This is a genomic window from Clostridium sp., from assembly GCF_036660475.1.
In the GTDB taxonomy this organism is placed as follows: Bacteria; Bacillota; Clostridia; order Clostridiales; family Clostridiaceae; genus Clostridium_J.
In genome coordinates this window covers 522,623-540,394 of sequence record NZ_JAVXAO010000001.1, presented here as the reverse complement: position 1 = coordinate 540,394, position 17,772 = coordinate 522,623, and the positions used below count along the sequence as shown (strand labels likewise).

At 29.8% G+C, this 17,772-nt stretch carries 15 protein-coding genes; 9 read left to right on the top strand and 6 right to left on the bottom strand.

Annotated elements, in window-relative coordinates; translation table 11 throughout:
• The first annotated feature begins 44 nt into the window (after nt 1-44).
• From RSA29_RS02275 to RSA29_RS02250, 6 genes are all read left to right on the top strand, one after another.
• On the top strand, nt 45-821 hold the full coding sequence (locus RSA29_RS02275) for a M20/M25/M40 family metallo-hydrolase (RefSeq protein WP_346941547.1): 777 nt from the start codon (nt 45-47) through the stop codon (nt 819-821).
• A 515-nt stretch (nt 822-1,336) separates the two neighbouring features.
• Nucleotides 1,337-2,524, top strand: a complete 1,188-nt coding sequence (locus RSA29_RS02270; RefSeq protein WP_346941548.1) for a nucleoside transporter C-terminal domain-containing protein — start codon at nt 1,337-1,339, stop codon at nt 2,522-2,524.
• Nucleotides 2,525-2,867: 343 nt separating this feature from the next.
• Nucleotides 2,868-3,428: a sigma-70 family RNA polymerase sigma factor gene (locus tag RSA29_RS02265; protein ID WP_346941549.1), complete on the top strand. Its 561-nt coding sequence runs from the start codon at nt 2,868-2,870 to the stop codon at nt 3,426-3,428.
• 2 nt (nt 3,429-3,430) lie between these two features.
• Nucleotides 3,431-4,726 carry a hypothetical protein gene (locus RSA29_RS02260; RefSeq protein WP_346941550.1) on the top strand — a complete coding sequence of 432 codons (1,296 nt, stop codon included), beginning with the start codon at nt 3,431-3,433 and terminating at the stop codon, nt 4,724-4,726.
• A gap of 295 nt (nt 4,727-5,021) precedes the next feature.
• Nucleotides 5,022-6,284, top strand: a complete 1,263-nt coding sequence (locus RSA29_RS02255) for an MFS transporter (protein WP_346941551.1) — start codon at nt 5,022-5,024, stop codon at nt 6,282-6,284.
• A 306-nt stretch (nt 6,285-6,590) separates the two neighbouring features.
• A complete protein-coding gene (locus RSA29_RS02250; protein WP_346941552.1) occupies nt 6,591-7,706 on the top strand; it encodes a galactokinase family protein in 1,116 nt (371 codons plus the stop codon).
• A 247-nt stretch (nt 7,707-7,953) separates the two neighbouring features.
• Here RSA29_RS02250 and hcp read toward each other — a convergent pair whose 3' ends face one another.
• Nucleotides 7,954-9,609, bottom strand: coding sequence for a hydroxylamine reductase (gene hcp, locus RSA29_RS02245; protein ID WP_346941553.1), 1,656 nt, complete (start codon nt 9,607-9,609; stop codon nt 7,954-7,956).
• Nucleotides 9,610-10,010: 401 nt separating this feature from the next.
• Here hcp and nth point away from each other — a divergent pair, with 401 nt between their 5' ends.
• Both nth and RSA29_RS02235 read left to right on the top strand, forming a co-directional pair.
• A complete protein-coding gene (gene nth / locus RSA29_RS02240) occupies nt 10,011-10,646 on the top strand; it encodes an endonuclease III (RefSeq protein WP_346941554.1) in 636 nt (211 codons plus the stop codon).
• A 162-nt stretch (nt 10,647-10,808) separates the two neighbouring features.
• Entirely contained in the window at nt 10,809-11,987 is a 1,179-nt protein-coding gene (locus RSA29_RS02235) for an NADP-dependent malic enzyme (RefSeq protein ID WP_346941555.1), read from the top strand.
• A 150-nt stretch (nt 11,988-12,137) separates the two neighbouring features.
• Here RSA29_RS02235 and RSA29_RS02230 read toward each other — a convergent pair whose 3' ends face one another.
• The 5 genes from RSA29_RS02230 to RSA29_RS02210 all read right to left on the bottom strand — a co-directional run bounded on the left by RSA29_RS02230 (nt 12,138) and on the right by RSA29_RS02210 (nt 16,318).
• Nucleotides 12,138-13,304: a hypothetical protein gene (locus RSA29_RS02230; protein ID WP_346941556.1), complete on the bottom strand. Its 1,167-nt coding sequence runs from the start codon at nt 13,302-13,304 to the stop codon at nt 12,138-12,140.
• A gap of 33 nt (nt 13,305-13,337) precedes the next feature.
• Nucleotides 13,338-13,985 carry a hypothetical protein gene (locus tag RSA29_RS02225; protein WP_346941557.1) on the bottom strand — a complete coding sequence of 216 codons (648 nt, stop codon included), beginning with the start codon at nt 13,983-13,985 and terminating at the stop codon, nt 13,338-13,340.
• A gap of 47 nt (nt 13,986-14,032) precedes the next feature.
• Entirely contained in the window at nt 14,033-14,614 is a 582-nt protein-coding gene (locus tag RSA29_RS02220) for a hypothetical protein (protein WP_346941558.1), read from the bottom strand.
• A 134-nt stretch (nt 14,615-14,748) separates the two neighbouring features.
• Nucleotides 14,749-15,420 (bottom strand): hypothetical protein, encoded by a 672-nt coding sequence (locus RSA29_RS02215; protein WP_346941559.1) that lies wholly within the window; start codon nt 15,418-15,420, stop codon nt 14,749-14,751.
• Nucleotides 15,421-15,496: 76 nt separating this feature from the next.
• Nucleotides 15,497-16,318, bottom strand: a complete 822-nt coding sequence (locus RSA29_RS02210; protein ID WP_346941560.1) for a hypothetical protein — start codon at nt 16,316-16,318, stop codon at nt 15,497-15,499.
• A gap of 190 nt (nt 16,319-16,508) precedes the next feature.
• Here RSA29_RS02210 and RSA29_RS02205 point away from each other — a divergent pair, with 190 nt between their 5' ends.
• Complete coding sequence (locus RSA29_RS02205) at nt 16,509-17,744, top strand: hypothetical protein (protein WP_346941561.1); 1,236 nt, start codon at nt 16,509-16,511, stop codon at nt 17,742-17,744.
• Nucleotides 17,745-17,772: the final 28 nt, after the last annotated feature.

Here is a 17,772-nt window from a genome sequence, read left to right as displayed (position 1 = left end):
GATTGTATTAATTTTAAAATAGGGAATTAAAGGGGGATAAAATAATGAGTTCAACAAGGATGTGCAATGAAGAAAATTTAGTAAACTGTGTGAGAACATTATCTTTAATAGAAAGTAGACATTATTTAAATGAGGGAAACAAAATAGCAGAAACATATTTAACTGATGAATTAAAAAAGATAGGGTATAGTGTAGAAGTAGATTCCTTTCAACATGAAGGTGGTTGCTATAATAACATAATAGCTAGGTTAAATAATGGTGGAGATAAAAACTATATTGTATGTGCCCACTATGATTCTATTTCAAAGGATGAAAAAGCACCAGGCGCAGATGATAATGCTTCTGGTGTGGCAGCAGTTTTAGAATTAGCTAGACTATTAAAGGTTAGTGATTTAAAGTTAAATATGGAATTTGTACTTTTTAACTTAGAGGAAGCAGGGGGAATAGGGAGCAAGCATCTTGCAGGGCGATATAAAGAAATGGGAATCAAATTAGAGGGTGTTATAAACCTTGATACTATAGGAACTTGGGAAGGAGATTTATCAGAATCATATCCGGTAACCTATGTAACTAATGAGGATTCAGAGGCATTTATGAATACCATAATAGAGAATAGTAATCTTAACTTATGCAAGTGTAAAGATATGTGGACTGATGATCATGGTTCATTCTGGAAGGTTGGTTATAAAGCTATTGAATTAACAGAAATAGGGGTGACTCCATATATGCATACAGGTGAAGACACTTATGAAAAACTTAACTATAAAAATATAGCTAAGATTGTTAATGGGTTAGAGGGATATTTTAAAAAGAATATATAATATAAGGTTAGCGTTGTATTAATGAATACAACGCTAATTTTTTAGCAAAGATAATATGGAGGCCTCATTAACAGTAATTTAAAACATAGCCATAATTTAAGATGTATCTGAATTTTGAGAAATTAATATTGCTAAAATATGACCTTTCATTTACTAGTGATTTTTGGTATGATAAAACCTGTCTTAAAAATTAGGAAGTAGTGTTGAATTGAAAAATAAAAATTTAAAATTCAGAATATAAGGCTAAAAAATTATAATTTTAAATTTACAATTCTAAATTATAAATAGGGATATAAGAAGGGGAAGACTTTCGATATAAATAATTTTTAGGATCCTAATGATTAACCATATACTATTTCATTTTTTTCTGTAGTATTCGTTACAAAACTTAATAAAAATAAGTAATTTCTATAATAATGAATATTCTATAGAGAAATTACGAAAAACTATATGATAAGATATAAAATTACAGTTATAAAAACAAAAGATGAAATTAATGGAGGTATGGGTAGGAGATGAAGTTAGCATTAGGAATAATAGCGATAGCTATTTTGATAGGTATAAGTTTTTTATTATCTAGCAATAGGAAGAAAATCAGTTGGAGAGCGGTGGGGATTGGACTATTAATACAGACGCTTATTGTGTTATTTGTATTAAAGGTACCCATTGGTCGTAGAATCCTTGAAGGAATAGCAAATGGATTTAGTAAGGTGTTTGAGCTTGGAATGGAAGGTGTAAACTTTGTGTTTGGAGGACTTTCTACAACGGGATTTGTATTTGCGATTAACTCATTATCCCTTATAGTATTTACGTCAGCAATTATATCGGTATTATATTTTTTCAAAGTAATTCCATTCCTTGTAAAGTACCTTGGAGGAGCTATAGCTAAGGTATTAGGAACGTCACCGGTGGAGTCTATGTGTTGTGTATCTAACATGATGCTAGGTGGATCTGAGGCGATTCTAGTTGTAGGAAAGTATTTACCAAAAATAAGTAATTCTGAGTTGTTTGTATGTATGGCATCAGGGTTTGCCAGTGCAAGTGTTGGTATACTTGCAGGATATGTTGGTATGGGTTTTGATTTATCATATATGCTAATAGCTGTATTTACAGTTCCTTTCTCAACTATTATGATTGCAAAGATAATAGTACCACAAGCTGAAGAAGTTAATGTGGAAGAAGAGATAGAAATAACTGGAGAGTCTTATGAGAATATATTTGAAGCAATAACTACTGGTTCTCTTACAGGAATGCAGGTTGCATTAGCAATTGGAGCTACATTAATAGGATTCTTAGGGGTAGTAGCAATCATAAATTACTTCCTTAGTTTACTTGGGACTTCACTATCACAAATACTTGGATTAATATTTATGCCTCTTGGGTGGCTATTAAGTATTCCTACAGGTGAAATATCAACCTTTGGGCAGGTCCTTGGATATAAGGTTGGAGTAAATGAATTTGTAGCCTTTGATAGTATGGCTAAGGCTGTAGAATTAGGAGCCTTATCTTCAAGAACAGTAGCTATATTAACTACTGCATGCACAAACTTTGCTAACTTTGCATCGATAGGAATAGTTAGTTCAGCTATGATAACTTTAGCACCAAGTAGAAAATCAGAAGTAATGAAATTTGGTTTAAAAGCTTTAGTTGTAGGAACTATAGCAGCTATGGTAACTGCAAGTTTAGTAGCAATAATGTTATAAGGAATATTTAACTTATTATTTATTTTCAGATATGTAAGTGTCTATCTTAACAGATAGGCACTTATATCTTTTTTGAGATATTTTAATGTATTGATAAAATTGATATAAATATTATAGTAGAATACTTACATGAATTTGAAAAGGAACTATTCTACCAAAGTGGTTACATATAAATATTTAATTATTAAGTTTTTTATAATAATCATTATAATGTTGTAAGATTAATATAAGTACATTCGATATATAGGGTGAAAGTAAAAACTAATAGTTTTTATAATATTAGTTTATAAAGTGTAAATCGTAATTATCTAAAAGTGATAGTTACTTCATGGGAGGAAATTTAATGAGGGTTGATGAGAAAAACTTTATAGAAGAATTAAAATATAAAAACCCAAAAGCGCTCGATTATATAATTGATATATATGGGCCATTAATAAAAGCAATTATAACTAAAACATTATGTTCTTTAGAGGATAAAGGAATTATAGAGGAATGTATTTCAGATGTATTTATAGCAATTTGGGAAAATGGTCACAAGTTTACTGGTGAGGATTTCAAGTTTAAAAGTTGGCTTGGCGCCATAGCTAAGTTTAAGTCTATTGATTATTTTAGAAAATATTCTAAGAAAAACAATAATGAAATTGTTGATGAAAACATCATAAGTGTAAGAAGTGCAGAGGATAGTTTCATAGATAATATTGAAAGTAATAGATTAATTAGAATAATAGAGTCTTTTGAAGAGCCAGATAGAACTATATTTATTATGAAGTATTTACTTGGTGAGAAGAGTAAGGTAATAAGTGAAGCTTTAAAATTATCAGTAAGTAACATAAATACGAGGATTAGCCGTGGGAAAGAGAGACTGAGAAGGTTATATTACCAAGAAGTGAAGGAGGGTATCTAACTATGAATAAGAAGGATATTTATGATACATTCAATGATGTGGAATTCGATGTGAGTAACTTTGAGGAAATACCGATGACTGAGGATGAAAAAATAAAATTAAAAAAATCTTTAAGAAAAAGGTTAGATTTAAATAAAAAATATATTAATAATAAAAGATGTAAAGTAGCAGCAATGGTAGCGATAATAGTATTAGTTCTAGGGTTCTCACCAATAGGACAAGAAGTTATTGCACAAATAACTGAGAAGTTAATCTTCACACCATCTCAGGGTGTTATAAAAGGTGATGGAGATAAAGTTCTTTATATTTTAGAAGAACCTAGGAATGTTAAAATAGATGGCAAAGATGGATTCATAAAGAGTATTATTAATGACGGGAAGCATATATATGTGGAACTATGGAGCGATTCAAATTCAGAAAAAGGGATATCATATCCAGTTATAATAAAAGAGATTACAATGAAAACAAAGGATGGAAAGACCTTGGAGGTCGAGGGATCGTCACATGCTGGAGGTTCAGATAAGGTATGTTCAGAATTTAATTTTACTCAAAATGATGGGTTGATAACAGAATTTGATTTATACCATGAAAATGAAAAGATAGATAGCTTTACTTTAAATAAAGTAGAATTTAAAAATGGATATAATGAAATTGGTGGAAATTCAACGGATAAAGATATATTAATTGGAGCGACTAGTTACTATGAAAATGGTGAAAGATATTTTAAGATATGGAGTGATAGAGAGTACGAGGACCTTGAGAATTATATTTTAAGATTAGATCATATTAATGACATAGAGGTAAGAGATGAAGAAGGAAATATTTTAATCATAGAAAGTGCTAATGATGGAACTGGAAGAGCATATAAAATATCGAATGGATATGAAGGAAAGCTTTATATTAAGATAACAAATATAGATTTGGCATATGAAATGAAGGTGGGAACTAAGGTAGTTTTAAAAATCCCTAAAGAAGGGAAATACCATGAGGTAAATGAAGAAATAAAATTAAAAGGCTTAGATGATAATATTAAGGTTACAACTATAGAAAATAATAACGGAGAATATAAAGTTAAGCTTGATTACTCTGATAATTATGATAAGGATAGATTCGTATTCATGATTTGGCAAAGTTTTAGAAGTGGTGGAAGTATGGGCGGTCAAGGTGATTTTACTGGAGAATTATATCTAGAAAATGAAGATTTATCAGTAAAGGAAAAGCTATTGAAAAAAATATATTTCAATATAGATAAAGTTCAGATAAATCAAGGTGGAAATTGGAGCTTTACAGTGGAATAGGATATATAATATATAATAGGGTGTGTAGGGTTATACACATCCTTATTTATAGTGAAGTTTTATTAATACTGGTTTTGAATATAATCTAAGATTTCTGCTAAAATAGTTAGAATTTTCTTGAAATGCTCGATTTAATTAGCAAATACGATTATAATTAAAGTAACAATAGTAAATATTTTCAATAAACTTTACAATAAGTTACTGTCATATTCAAATAATTGAAGAGTATTACTATTAAGGTAATGATATTATTAAAATTAACAGAAAATTCAGTTAAAATTCAAGGGGGGATAATATGAGTAAATTTACAAGGTTAGAAAAGCAATGGATTCTATATGATGTAGGTAACTCGGCATTTACCATGCTAGTATCTACAATAATACCAATTTATTTTAAAAACATAGCAACGACTGCAGGAATTTCACCATCAAATTCAACGGCTTATTGGGGTTATGCAATGTCATTAGGTACAATTATAGTAGCAATACTGGGACCGATGCTTGGGACGCTAGCAGATACTAAGGGATATAAAAAGCCATTATTTTCATTATTTATGATGCTGGGAGTAATAAGTTGTGCGTCTTTATCACTTCCAATACCTTGGATTATATTCCTAGCCATATTTGTTTTAGGTAGGGTAGGATTTTCAGGAAGTCTTATATTTTACGATTCAATGCTTAATGATATAACTACTGATGATAGGATGGACAATGTATCTTCACAGGGATTTGCATGGGGGTATATAGGTAGTTGTATTCCCTTTACTATAAGTTTGTTACTAATACTTTTCGCAGGGAAGATTGGAATTTCAACACCTATGGCTACGGGAATGGCATTTTTATTAACTGCTCTTTGGTGGTTCCTTATAACAGTGCCTCTTTTGAAGAATTACAAGCAAAAATACTATGTTGAGAAAAGTGAAAAACCAGTAGCAGACAGTTTTAAACGCCTTGGAAAAGTTCTACTTAATATTAGAAAACAGAAAAAAATATTCTTGTTTTTAATTGCATTTTTCTTCTATATTGATGGAGTTAATACTATTATTGGAATGGCAACATCCTATGGAAAGGATGTTGGTATATCAGATAATAATCTATTATTAGCATTACTATTAACACAAGTTGTAGCATTCCCATGTGCTATACTGTTTGGGAAACTTTCTAAAAAGTTTAGAACAGAAAAATTAATTGCAACCTGTATTTTGGGGTATACGTTAATAACAATATTTGCATTGCAACTGGATAAAGCCTGGGAATTTTGGATGCTTGCTGTGTGTATTGCAGTATTCCAAGGAGCAATTCAAGCACTATCGCGTTCATATTATTCCAAGATTATTCCAAAAGAAAAATCTAGTGAGTACTTTGGATTTTATGATATATTTGGTAAAGGTGCAGCATTCATGGGTACAATGTTAGTGAGTATAAGTACACAATTAAGTGGGAGTTCAAAGGTTGGTGTAGGTGTTATTGCAATAATGTTTGTAATAGGACTTGTAGTATTTAAAATGGCAACTAAAGATAATATAGTTGCTGATTCAAAAACATCAACTAGTATTTAATTAATACATGAAGTATGGAATAAGAAAAAGGTCATTAATATAGGTATAATTATATTTTTATTTCGAATTTTGAAATTCTTGTTAGGAGAATAAGTTTTTAAATTTATACGAAGAAATAAGAAGTGAAGTTTCTTTTTCAAGGGAACTTCACTTTTGTATTTATAAAAATGGAATTAATCTTAAGTATATACTTATTAATAAGCCTTGATAATTAGATTGAGGTAACAATTCATTGAAAAGTGTTACAAATTTAAGTAAAATAGGAGATAGTATGTATTTGAAGAATAGTAATGGGGTGGGAATGTTATGAGGATAAAGGTATCAACGCCAAGTAGAGTTTGTTTATTTGGGGAACATCAAGATTATTTAGGATTACAGGTTATCGCACAAGCTATAAATATAAGGTTTCATGCAGAAATTGAACCTAGAGAAGATAACATAATTGATATTAAAATAGGAAGTAGAAAATTCAATGAAAATAGTGGACATGTACATAGCTGGGTTCATCATAGTGTAGATATTTCAAAAGAAATAGTATATGAAAATAATAGAGATTATATTAAAAGTTCAATTAATGTGATTTTAAAAGCAGGTTATGAGATAAAAAATGGATTTAATATAATTATGGTTTCAGATATTCCTATGGGGAAAGGTATGTGTTCTTCATCAACTATGATAATAGCATTAATTAAAGCTATACTTGAAGGAATAAATTCTCAAGATAAAGATGATGTTAAAAAGATTGCTCATCTTGGATACGTAGCTGAGGTTGAAGAGTTTAACGAGCCAGGAGGAATGATGGATCATTACACATCTGCAATTGGAGGGCTTGTAAACTTAAAGTTTCCTAATAATACTACAGAAGTTTGTCCTATAGATAAGGTTATTCCAGGAAAGTTTATTTTATTTGATTCACTTATGGAAAAGGATACTACTAAAGTTTTAGCAACTGCAAAAAATCCTGTAGTAAATGGACTAAAAAAGCTTAAAGATAAAGGTGTAAACGGAATTGAAGATTTTCTTAAGGCTGAAGAGTTAGTAAAGCTACTAGATGAATTAGAGGATGTAGAGAAAAAGAATATTCTGGCCAATATAGATAACTTTAAAATCTTAAATGATGCTAAGGAACTATTTAAAGGTGATGAATTTTCAGATAAAAAATTGGGTAACCTTATAAGAAGGCATCATAATAATCTAAGAGATGGACTTAATATTTCAACTAAGGAAATTGAGGAAATATTAAATACGGCCTATGAAAATGGAGCCCTTGGTGGAAAGATAAATGGATCAGGTGGCGGAGGTTGTTGCTTTGTTTATGCAAAGGAAGAGGACTGTGAAAAGATATTATCAGCAGTTGAAAAATTGGGATATATCGGAGCTGTAGTTGCACCAGATTCAGGCTTAAGAGTAGATAAAAATTAAAATTATCTCTTGAAGTAATTATAACTAAATTTGTTATAATTACTTCAAGGGATTTTATTTTTAATATATAATTTAGGAGAGTCTGGTTTTATAATTGTAAGTTATTATGAAGTGGATTTTAGAAGTCTTGATTAAGGCATCTTCAAAAAATAAATAAGTCAGCATGTTTGACTTGTTATTTATTTTCAGATGCCTAAGAAAACTCCAAGAATATAATAATAACTTTATATGAAAGTGATATAAAATGTTAAACTCCTTGCTTAAGACAAGTTTTTAAATCATCATCAGGTGTACTTATAGGTCTTATTCCAAAGGTGTCAACTAAGTACTGAAGTACATTTGGGCTGATGAAGGCTGGTAGTGTAGGGCCAAGGAAAATTCCCTTAATGCCTAGTGATAATAGTGCTAGTAAATCTGCAACGGCCTTTTGCTCATACCAAGATAATATAATGGATAAAGGTAATCCATTTACATCGGTACTAAAGGCATCTGCTAGGGCAGTGGCAATTCTTACAGCAGAGTAAGCATCGTTACATTGACCAATATCAAGTAATCGTGGGAGACCTGCAACTTCACCAAATTCTAATTTATTAAATCTATATTTACCACAAGCTAGGGTTAGAATAATACAGTCATGAGGAACCTTTTTTGCAAAGTCTGTATAATAATTTCGGCCAGTTCTTGCTCCGTCGCAACCTCCAATTAAGAAGAAGTGACGTATATCCCCATTTTTAACGGCATCCACAATTGTTCCAGCATTGCTTAAAGTAGCATTATGTCCAAATCCAACAAGAATTTCTTTGGGTTCCTGTGATTCTTGAAACCCACCTAACTCTAAAGCTTTGTTTATTATCTTAGAGAAGTCTTTTGTACCATCCTCTTTAGCTGGAATATATGTTACTCCATCCCAACCAACTACACTAGTTGAAAATATTCTATCTTTATAGGTTTCTCTAGGTCTCATAAGACAGTTTGTAGTCATTAGAATACAACCAGGAATACTATCAAACTCAGTCTGCTGATCTTGCCATGCACCACCATAGTTTCCTACTAGGTGAGAATATTTTTTCAAATCTGGATATCCATGAGCAGGTAACATTTCACCATGGGTATATATATTAATTCCTTTGTCCTCAGTTTGCTTAAGTAACATTTCAAGGTCCTTTAAATCATGTCCTGACACAATAATAAAAGGTCCTTTTTCAGTGTGGATATTTACCTTTTGTGGAGTTGGATTCATATATGTTTTAGTATTAGCTTCATCTAGCTTTTGCATAACGGCTACACTAACATCACCGGTTCTCATTGTCATATTAATTAAATCTTCAAGGGCAAGATTATCATTAGTTGTACATTCAAGCCCTATAAAATAAAAATTATCAACTTCATCGTTAACGTAATCTAGCATTCTTCCTTGGTGACCATATGCACTTATACCCTTTAATCCATAAATTATAGTTTGTCTTAAAGACCTTATATCTGCATCAATTTCTTGGTCATACATAATTCCAGCCTTCACTGCATCCTTAAGCATTTCTTCTTTGGTTTCACTAAGATTATATGTAGCTTGTTCTGGGTATTCTTTATCACCTTTAACTCTGCTTCTTAAATCAGCTTTAACCGTCTGACACTCTTTAAGAAGTTTAACATGTACTTCAGCATCGAAATTGACATTAGTTAAAGTTGTGAATAATACATTTTCAATTAAAGAAACTGTACATTTATCTATAACTTCACCAGCATCTATAAGAGTCTTAGCATAGCAACTTATTCCCTTTACTTGATATATTAATAGATCTTGCAAGCCAGCAATTTCAGGATTTTTACCACATACACCTAATTTAGTACACCCTTTACCACCTGCAGTTTGTTCACATTGATAACAAAACATTGGATTATCCATTATAATTCCTCCTAAAACTTTAGTGTTTTATTAGTAGTTTATTCATAACTTTAGTGTATTCATAACTTTTAGGATTATTCTCTAATTAAATATAGTTGTAGATAGATAATTAGAGGTGAAATGAAAACTCATTAATAAGTGCTTACAAAATGAAAAAGAGAAAACAATAAGTGAAAGATATAACTTTAAAGCTGTGTTTAGTGAAGTAAAACTTTCAAAATCTGATATAATATAAATAAAAGGGTGATAAACAAATAAATATATATATTTTAATTAAGAATTTAAAATGAAAGATAAAATCTTTAGGTATTTTAAAAGAATGAAATGCATAAATTCAATTAGAATATATAGAGCAAGAATAACAAATAATTATAATCATTGAAATATATTGAGGTGGTTTTATGAATAAGGAAAAAAGAAAAAAGATACTGGAGATTTTAGAAGAAACCTATAGAGGTGCATCTTGTGGTTTAGATTTTAATAGTCCATTCGAGCTATTGATATCTACTATACTTTCAGCGCAATGCACAGATGTAAGGGTTAATCAAGTTACAAAGGAACTTTATAAAGAGTATAATACACCGCAGGCTATATTAACATTAACTGAAGAGGAACTAGGGAAATGGATTCATAGCTGTGGCTTCTATAAGAATAAAAGTAAAAATATTTTAGGTGCATGTAAGGCAATAATGGAAAGGCACAATGGGGAGGTTCCAAGAACCATGGAAGAGCTTATTGAGCTTCCAGGCGTAGGACGTAAAACAGCTAATGTGGTTTTATCAAATGCCTTTGGAGTGCCAGCTATAGCAGTGGATACCCATGTGTTTAGAATTTCAAATAGAACTGGATTTGCACCAGGAGATAATGTGGAAATAGTTGAAGAGAAGCTAATGAAATACGTACCAAGGAGTATGTGGAGTGATGCACATCACTATATAATTTGGCATGGAAGAAAGATATGTGATGCTAGAAAGCCTAAGTGTGAAGAGTGTCCAATTGAACCTTATTGCGAGTATAAATTGAAAATTAGGAACTAGGAATTAAAAATTATGAATTATAAATTATTAAGATAAAATTCCTGTGGAGTTTTAAGAAAAATATAAAAAATACAATTAAGAAATTCCAAAGGAATTTCTACAATCATTATAAATTTTGAATTTTGAATTTTGAATTTTAAATTAAAAAAGGGGGATTTAATTATGTCATATGGTGAAGAGTCGTTAAAAATGCACAAGGAAAAGAAGGGTAAATTAGAGGTTATAAGCAAAATTAGTGTAAACACTAGAGAAGATTTATCAATAGCTTACACTCCAGGAGTGGCTCAACCTTGTATTGAAATAGCAAAAGATAAAGATAAAGTCTATGATTATACGATAAAGGGAAATACAGTGGCTATAGTTTCAAATGGAACTGCAGTTTTAGGTCTGGGCAATATAGGTGCTGAGGCTTCAATTCCAGTAATGGAAGGAAAGGCTTTACTTTTCAAGGAATTTGGAGGGGTAGATGCATTCCCAATATGTCTTGATACTGAGGATCCAGAAGAGGTAATTAAGACAGTAAAATTAATAGCACCTGTATTTGGTGGAATTAACTTAGAAGATATAAAGGCGCCAGAATGTTTTTACATAGAAGACAGATTAAAAGCAGAACTTAATATTCCAGTATTTCATGATGATCAACATGGTACTGCAGTGGTAGTTTTATCAGGGCTTTACAATGCTTTGAAACTTACTAAAAAGAATATTAAAGATATTAAAATTGTTATAAATGGAGCAGGTTCAGCTGGAATTGCAATATGTAAATTACTTTTGAAGGCTGGAGCAGAGAATATAGTAATGTGTGATAAAGAGGGGGCTCTTTATGATGGTGGTAACTGTCTATTTGATTCCCATGTAGCAATTTCAAAGATAACTAATAAGAATAAAGAAACAGGAAGTCTTAGAGATGTATTAGTTGGGGCAGATGTATTTGTAGGAGTATCAGGGCCTAATATGATAAATGCTGAGGATGTAAAAACAATGAACTCTGATGCAATAATATTTGCCATGGCAAATCCAACTCCAGAAATTATGCCGGATGAAGCTAAGGCTGGTGGAGCTAGAGTTATTGCTACCGGGCGTTCAGATTTTGCAAACCAGATTAATAACGTTTTAGTATTCCCAGGAATATTTAAGGGAGCCCTTGCAGTAAGAGCAAGTGGAATAAATGATGAGATGAAGCTTGCAGCAGCAAGAGCTGTAGCAAATCTTATTTCAGATGAAGAATTAAATGAAGAATATATAATACCAGATGCCTTAGATAAAAGAGTTGCAAATAAGGTTGCAGAAGAGGTTATGAGGATAGCAAAGGAAATGGGAATTGCAAAAAAATTAAAATAAGAGGATAAATATATAAAAGACATTTAAATGGAATGATATAAAAATAATTATAAACTAACAAAAAATACAACAGCCTATTGAAGTGATGATTTCTAGAATCAACGTTTCAATAGGCTGTATTTATATTTAAATTATAAATTGATTTCTATATTAAGGTTTAATTATAGAAAATGAAGTTATGTCCACATTATCAAGTATGAGATCTCCATTACCAATATGAACAGTTCCATATTGGGCTATATTTACTGCAGTAAGGGTTAAAGTTCCACTACCGGATTTAGCAGTTAAACTTCCAGTTATATCAACATTTTTAAAGGATAAGGTTCCACTGTCAAATTCAACATTCACGGTTTTAGCAAAGTTGACATCCGTAAAGTTAACATATCCATCACCAAAATTTGCAGTTACATTTTTGTTTATATTAAGATTTATAAAACTTACATTTTTAGTAAGAGTTAAACTATCGGCATAGATTACTACCCATCCTTTGATGGTGGTAATAATATCAGTATATCCATAAGATCTGTTATTATTTTCATTGGACATATATATAATAAAGTTTTTATTAATTGGGGTAGTAGAGTATGGAATTAGCTCTCCGGGTTGAAGGATTATAGTATCGGGCTCCCCAAATATTAAGGTGCGATTACCTAAGATGAAAAAGCCAAAAGCGTCCTTGGTCTTGGGATTAGGCACTGTATTTAGAGACATTTCACCGGAATCGGGAAGATCACCGGGTTTAAATAGGAATGTAATTTTATTTCCACCTATAGGGTCGTACAATGCATCTATAGGATATATTATTGGATTACTTGAAATACCCGTATTTATATAAAAATCTTGAGAATTTATGCAAGGATAAAATCCATTTTCACCATTATAGGAATAAATTAAACTGTTAGGTTTTACTTCAATACTACCATCTGAAATATCTATTCTTTTAGCAGGATTTCCTAATTTATATTTAACGCAAAAATTATTTATATTTCCACTTTGTGATAATACATATTTAACTGTAGTTAGATATATATATCCTACACTTAAGGTTTTAGTGTTATTAAAGATTGGATTTTTATTGTTAAATACAGTAAATTTTACGGTGAATCCGTTTACTGGCTCTTCAATTATAATACTATTTAAATCGAGAGGATAGATATCAATTAATGAGTTATTAGCATCAGTTTCTAAAATAGCATAATTATTTGGCATAAGATAACTGTGATATCCTAATCTCATCATAGGTGTATTAAAATATATAATTATACTATTACCTAGGTAAATTACTCTCCTAACATAAATAGTATTATTTTCACTCACTTTATCACCTCATATCCTTTAATAATAAAAGGATTATTGTATTACTTTAACTCTTAAAATTGTAGTGAAGTTTGCTGTGACTAAATTATTATTAGTATCTTTGGTGTCTAATATTTGAAAAGTTACTGGATATGATGAAGTATTTTCAATATATGGTTGCTTAGGGATTATGGCAGTATCTGGTGCATTTACAACTTTAATCCCTAAAGATTTAATATCATTATCACTAATATCAGTTTCATTTATCTCTAACAACTGAACTTGGTAAATTCCTGGACTACTAGGCATTTCGTAATAAATAGAGGAATCACTATAACCTATATTGTTAAATATAGTAAATAGGGAAACAGTTATTGTGCCATAAGCAGGTATAGGGTTATTAAGTGCAGTCAGTACTTCTTTTGTCAGTGTTATAGAAATTTTATCTTCAATATCGAGTTCTTTCCCTAGGTTAAAGTTTATTTCACAGGAGGTAGTTGTAGAATTTTTTATTGTATAAAATTTATTTAAGCCATTACCATAGTTTTCAAAAATCATACCATTATATTTTTTTACATTGATATCATTATCATTGGGACTGTTTACTAATTCATCATATGAGATATATATAGACGCTATTTTAAATTTACCAAGTAAATTATTAGCTATAACTTTTATTATTAATAATTTTATTTGTTTCATAAATTACTCCATTATAGAAACCATATTTAAAGTGCAATATAAATATGCTATGGTTCTTTAGTGATTTTTATATCGATAGTATACTTGGAATCTATAACTGGATATCCCATTAAATCTTTTAAGTCAAGGGTTATATTGAAGGGGATATTTACTATGGGTAAACTATCTACATTGACATTGGATGTAGTACCTATTCCACTAGATAAGATTTGTTGTCCACTTATGTTACTTAAATCTTCACTATTTGTTTTAATAAGGTCAATTTTAATAAGGGAATCTTTCGTAGGATCAATAAATAAATTTGGTAAAAGTGTTAGCGATTCCCCTAGGTAAAAATTTTGATATAAGTAGATTATATACTTATCAGAGGTATATAAAGCACCATGGAGATTGAAAAGAATAACATCATAATTATCTAAAATACTTCCTTTATCTATTAAGATTGTATATTGAGGATCATTAGAAATAGGAGTAATTAGTGAAAAGTTTACAAATACATTATTATTCACATGTAGAAGTATATCTTCTTTAGATATAGTTAATATATCTTGATCATTAGAATCCTTAGCAGAGAAAATAATTTCGTAAATCGATGCGGTTAAAATATAAACATTTACAATAGTTGCCATATAAAAACCTCTCTATGACTGTAGTGATTAACTAACAGTTAATATATATTATAGATTTGTAATTGAAAGTTATGAATATTAATTAAAAAGGTCTAGGCTTACACCTAGACCAGAGGTGTATTAAATTTAAATTATTATGGTACTAAAATAGTTGTAAATGCTGTTCTATAATCACCTGCAAAGACAGCTGGAGTAGATTGATTATCCTCAGCATTATCAATTTTAATTTTTACAACTTCGTTAACTATCTTATCTACATAATCATTGATTATTATTGTTGCAGTTTTAACAGGATAATTAACAGTGGTAGTAGCAGCTGTAATAATTGTACCATCAGGAGCAGTTTCGTTTGTTTGTGTTAATTTAAAGTTATAATTACCAGCAGTTGCAGGTACTTGGAATGGTACGTTAGCACCAACATCTCCGCTAGCATCGAAAGTGGTATACAAATCTTCAACTACAAAGTTAGTGTCATTACTGTCTGTAGGAACAGTAGTATCAGTTTCATATAATCTAATTTGAATAATATCATTTTCAGTTAATTTAGTTCCAGCAACATAAGAAAATAATCCATTTGTTTTTGCGGAACCGACTACTGCGGTAAAGGCATAATTTCCAACTACAATAGCATCAAAAGCACCAGTAACAGAGTTAAATTTCTTGAAAACTTTTGTTACAAGAACGTTGTCTAAATCATTATCAAAGGCAGATGCAAGAGATACTGGAATAACAGTAATCTCAGCAGTACCGGCGTTATCGTTAGAAGTTGGTTGACCTAGGGATAGGTTTATAATATTAACAGCCATAATATAGTTCTCCTTATATAATTTAATTTTAATTATGATATTAATTTTTTTATACCACAATTAAGTAAAATAAAATTTATGAAGGATTTACATATATGTGATTTATATCTATCGAAATATCTTTATTATCTAAATAGAGGTCTGACATTATACTATAGGGACCTATCTCAGATATTTGTATAGCTAAAGTTGCCTTACCATTTATAAAATTTAAAATATACGATGTTTTATAAAGGATTAATCTATCATGACCTGAACCTGGAGTGATTTTTAATCTATTAAAAACATACTCTTGGGCGGTTATTAGAGTGTTAGAATTTATATCAATGTTAGAAATTTTTGTATCTCCGCATAATCGTAAGTCTATATTTCTAAGTTGGCTTTTAATGGTAAGCTTATAAAAATTACCATCCAATCTTAGATTTGTATATGAATTAACATTGAGTGATGATATTGATAGGTTTCCATTCAATGAAACTAAATTTTCTATAGAATCATTAGATGTGTTATTAAGATTTATATCTATTGCAGGTGAAAATCCATAGCCATTAAAGCTACTTATAGAATAAGGACAAGTTATATTACAGGAGCAAAGTATTTCAAGTGTTTTAATTCTTGAAATATCTCCAATAAAATAAATTGAAGGCTTTTCTATAGAATCTATAGTTATTTTTTCGCAGCTACAATTATCATCTATTTTTATAATTGCAGATGAAGTTATTTTAATAGGGTTTAAATATTCACCTTTTAATTCGATTAATTTTTGTTGGATAATTTGATCATTAGTAGTGTACTCTAAGTTAAATATACTGTTATTACTACTAAGGGTTAAACTTGAGTCAGTTGTAATAGCAAAGCTATTTTTAATATTGCAATTAGTTAAAGATATATTACTCAATCTATAGTCACCCCTAATACAATATATACACTAGCACCAGAAATGTGATTAAGTAATTAATTTATTATGGGACAAGTATGTGAATATGTAAATAAGTTTGATAATTATATATTATTAGACTTATAAATTATATTTTTAATAATATATATCTAATATGATTAATAAATAAGAAGAGAGAGGGGTGGCTAGTATGAATATTAATGATTTTTCAATTCAAGGTGGAAAGACTATTTTCATTCATAACCAAATTAATAATAATAATAAAGATATCATTATTAATAAAGATATAGATTTGGTTGGGGATGATTGTACTATTGTAGATAATATATTTGTGTCTAGTCATTGTACTTTTCATAATATACTGTTTAAAAATTCAGTTGTATATTTGAAAAAAGGAGCAGAGGTAGAGTTTAATAATTGTCGCTTTGAAGGTAGTGATAAATCAAGTTCAATCGTATTAGTAAAAGAAGGAAAAAGCTTCGTAACAATTAATAAATGTACTTTTGTTAACTGTAAAAATGCTATTAAAATAAATGATAACTATGCAATATCTATTGAAGATAATTATTTTCAAGGCTGTGGAAGTGCTATTGAAGCTGATAATGAAAGCTTCATGGAGGATGCATCAGATATATGTGGAAATACAATGTTAAGTTCTAAAGAGAGTATATTCATAAATATAGATAGTTTTAAGGGCAAATTTAAAGAAGTGCTGAAACTTGCTAGAGGATTGACCTTTGATAACAATAATGGACGTGTTGTGTGCATTAAAGATTACGAAGTGATAATAGATACATATAATTATTATGTGGAAAACACCAGGGAGCTCATTTTGGCTATAGCGGATGCAAGTCATGGAGCTATAGTTTATTTGAAATCTAATATCTACAATGGAGACATAGAGATTAATAAATCAATAATGATTATAGGGGATAAAGGTGCAGTAATAGTTCCTAATGAAAAATCAAAAAATAAAGCGGCCTTTTTAATAAATGCTTCTAATATAATAATAAAAAATATATTGATAACAACAAATAGTAATATAAAGTTTAGAGATGGTATAGTATTTTTCCCATTAGGAGGAGCAGAATGTGAGTTCATAAATATAATAGTAGAGAGCACAAGAAGACGAGGAATATCTGTTTGGGGAAAAGCAACTAATTATACTAAAATAGTTCAATGTACATTTAAAGACATTGTTGAAGGAACAGCTATTAACGTATGGAGAGACGTAATAATAGATGGATGTAGGTTTGACAATTGTCTTATAGGAATTTTAAAGAAATTTGATGGAGGGATGAATATAACCGAGAGTAAGTTTCGAAAGATAGGAATATTGATTAGTACAAAGAAGAAATACTTAGATGAAATTGTTTTAAAAAACAATGAATATTATTGGATAAATATGTTTTTTAATAACTTATAATATGCACAGATTAGTAGAATTACTCATA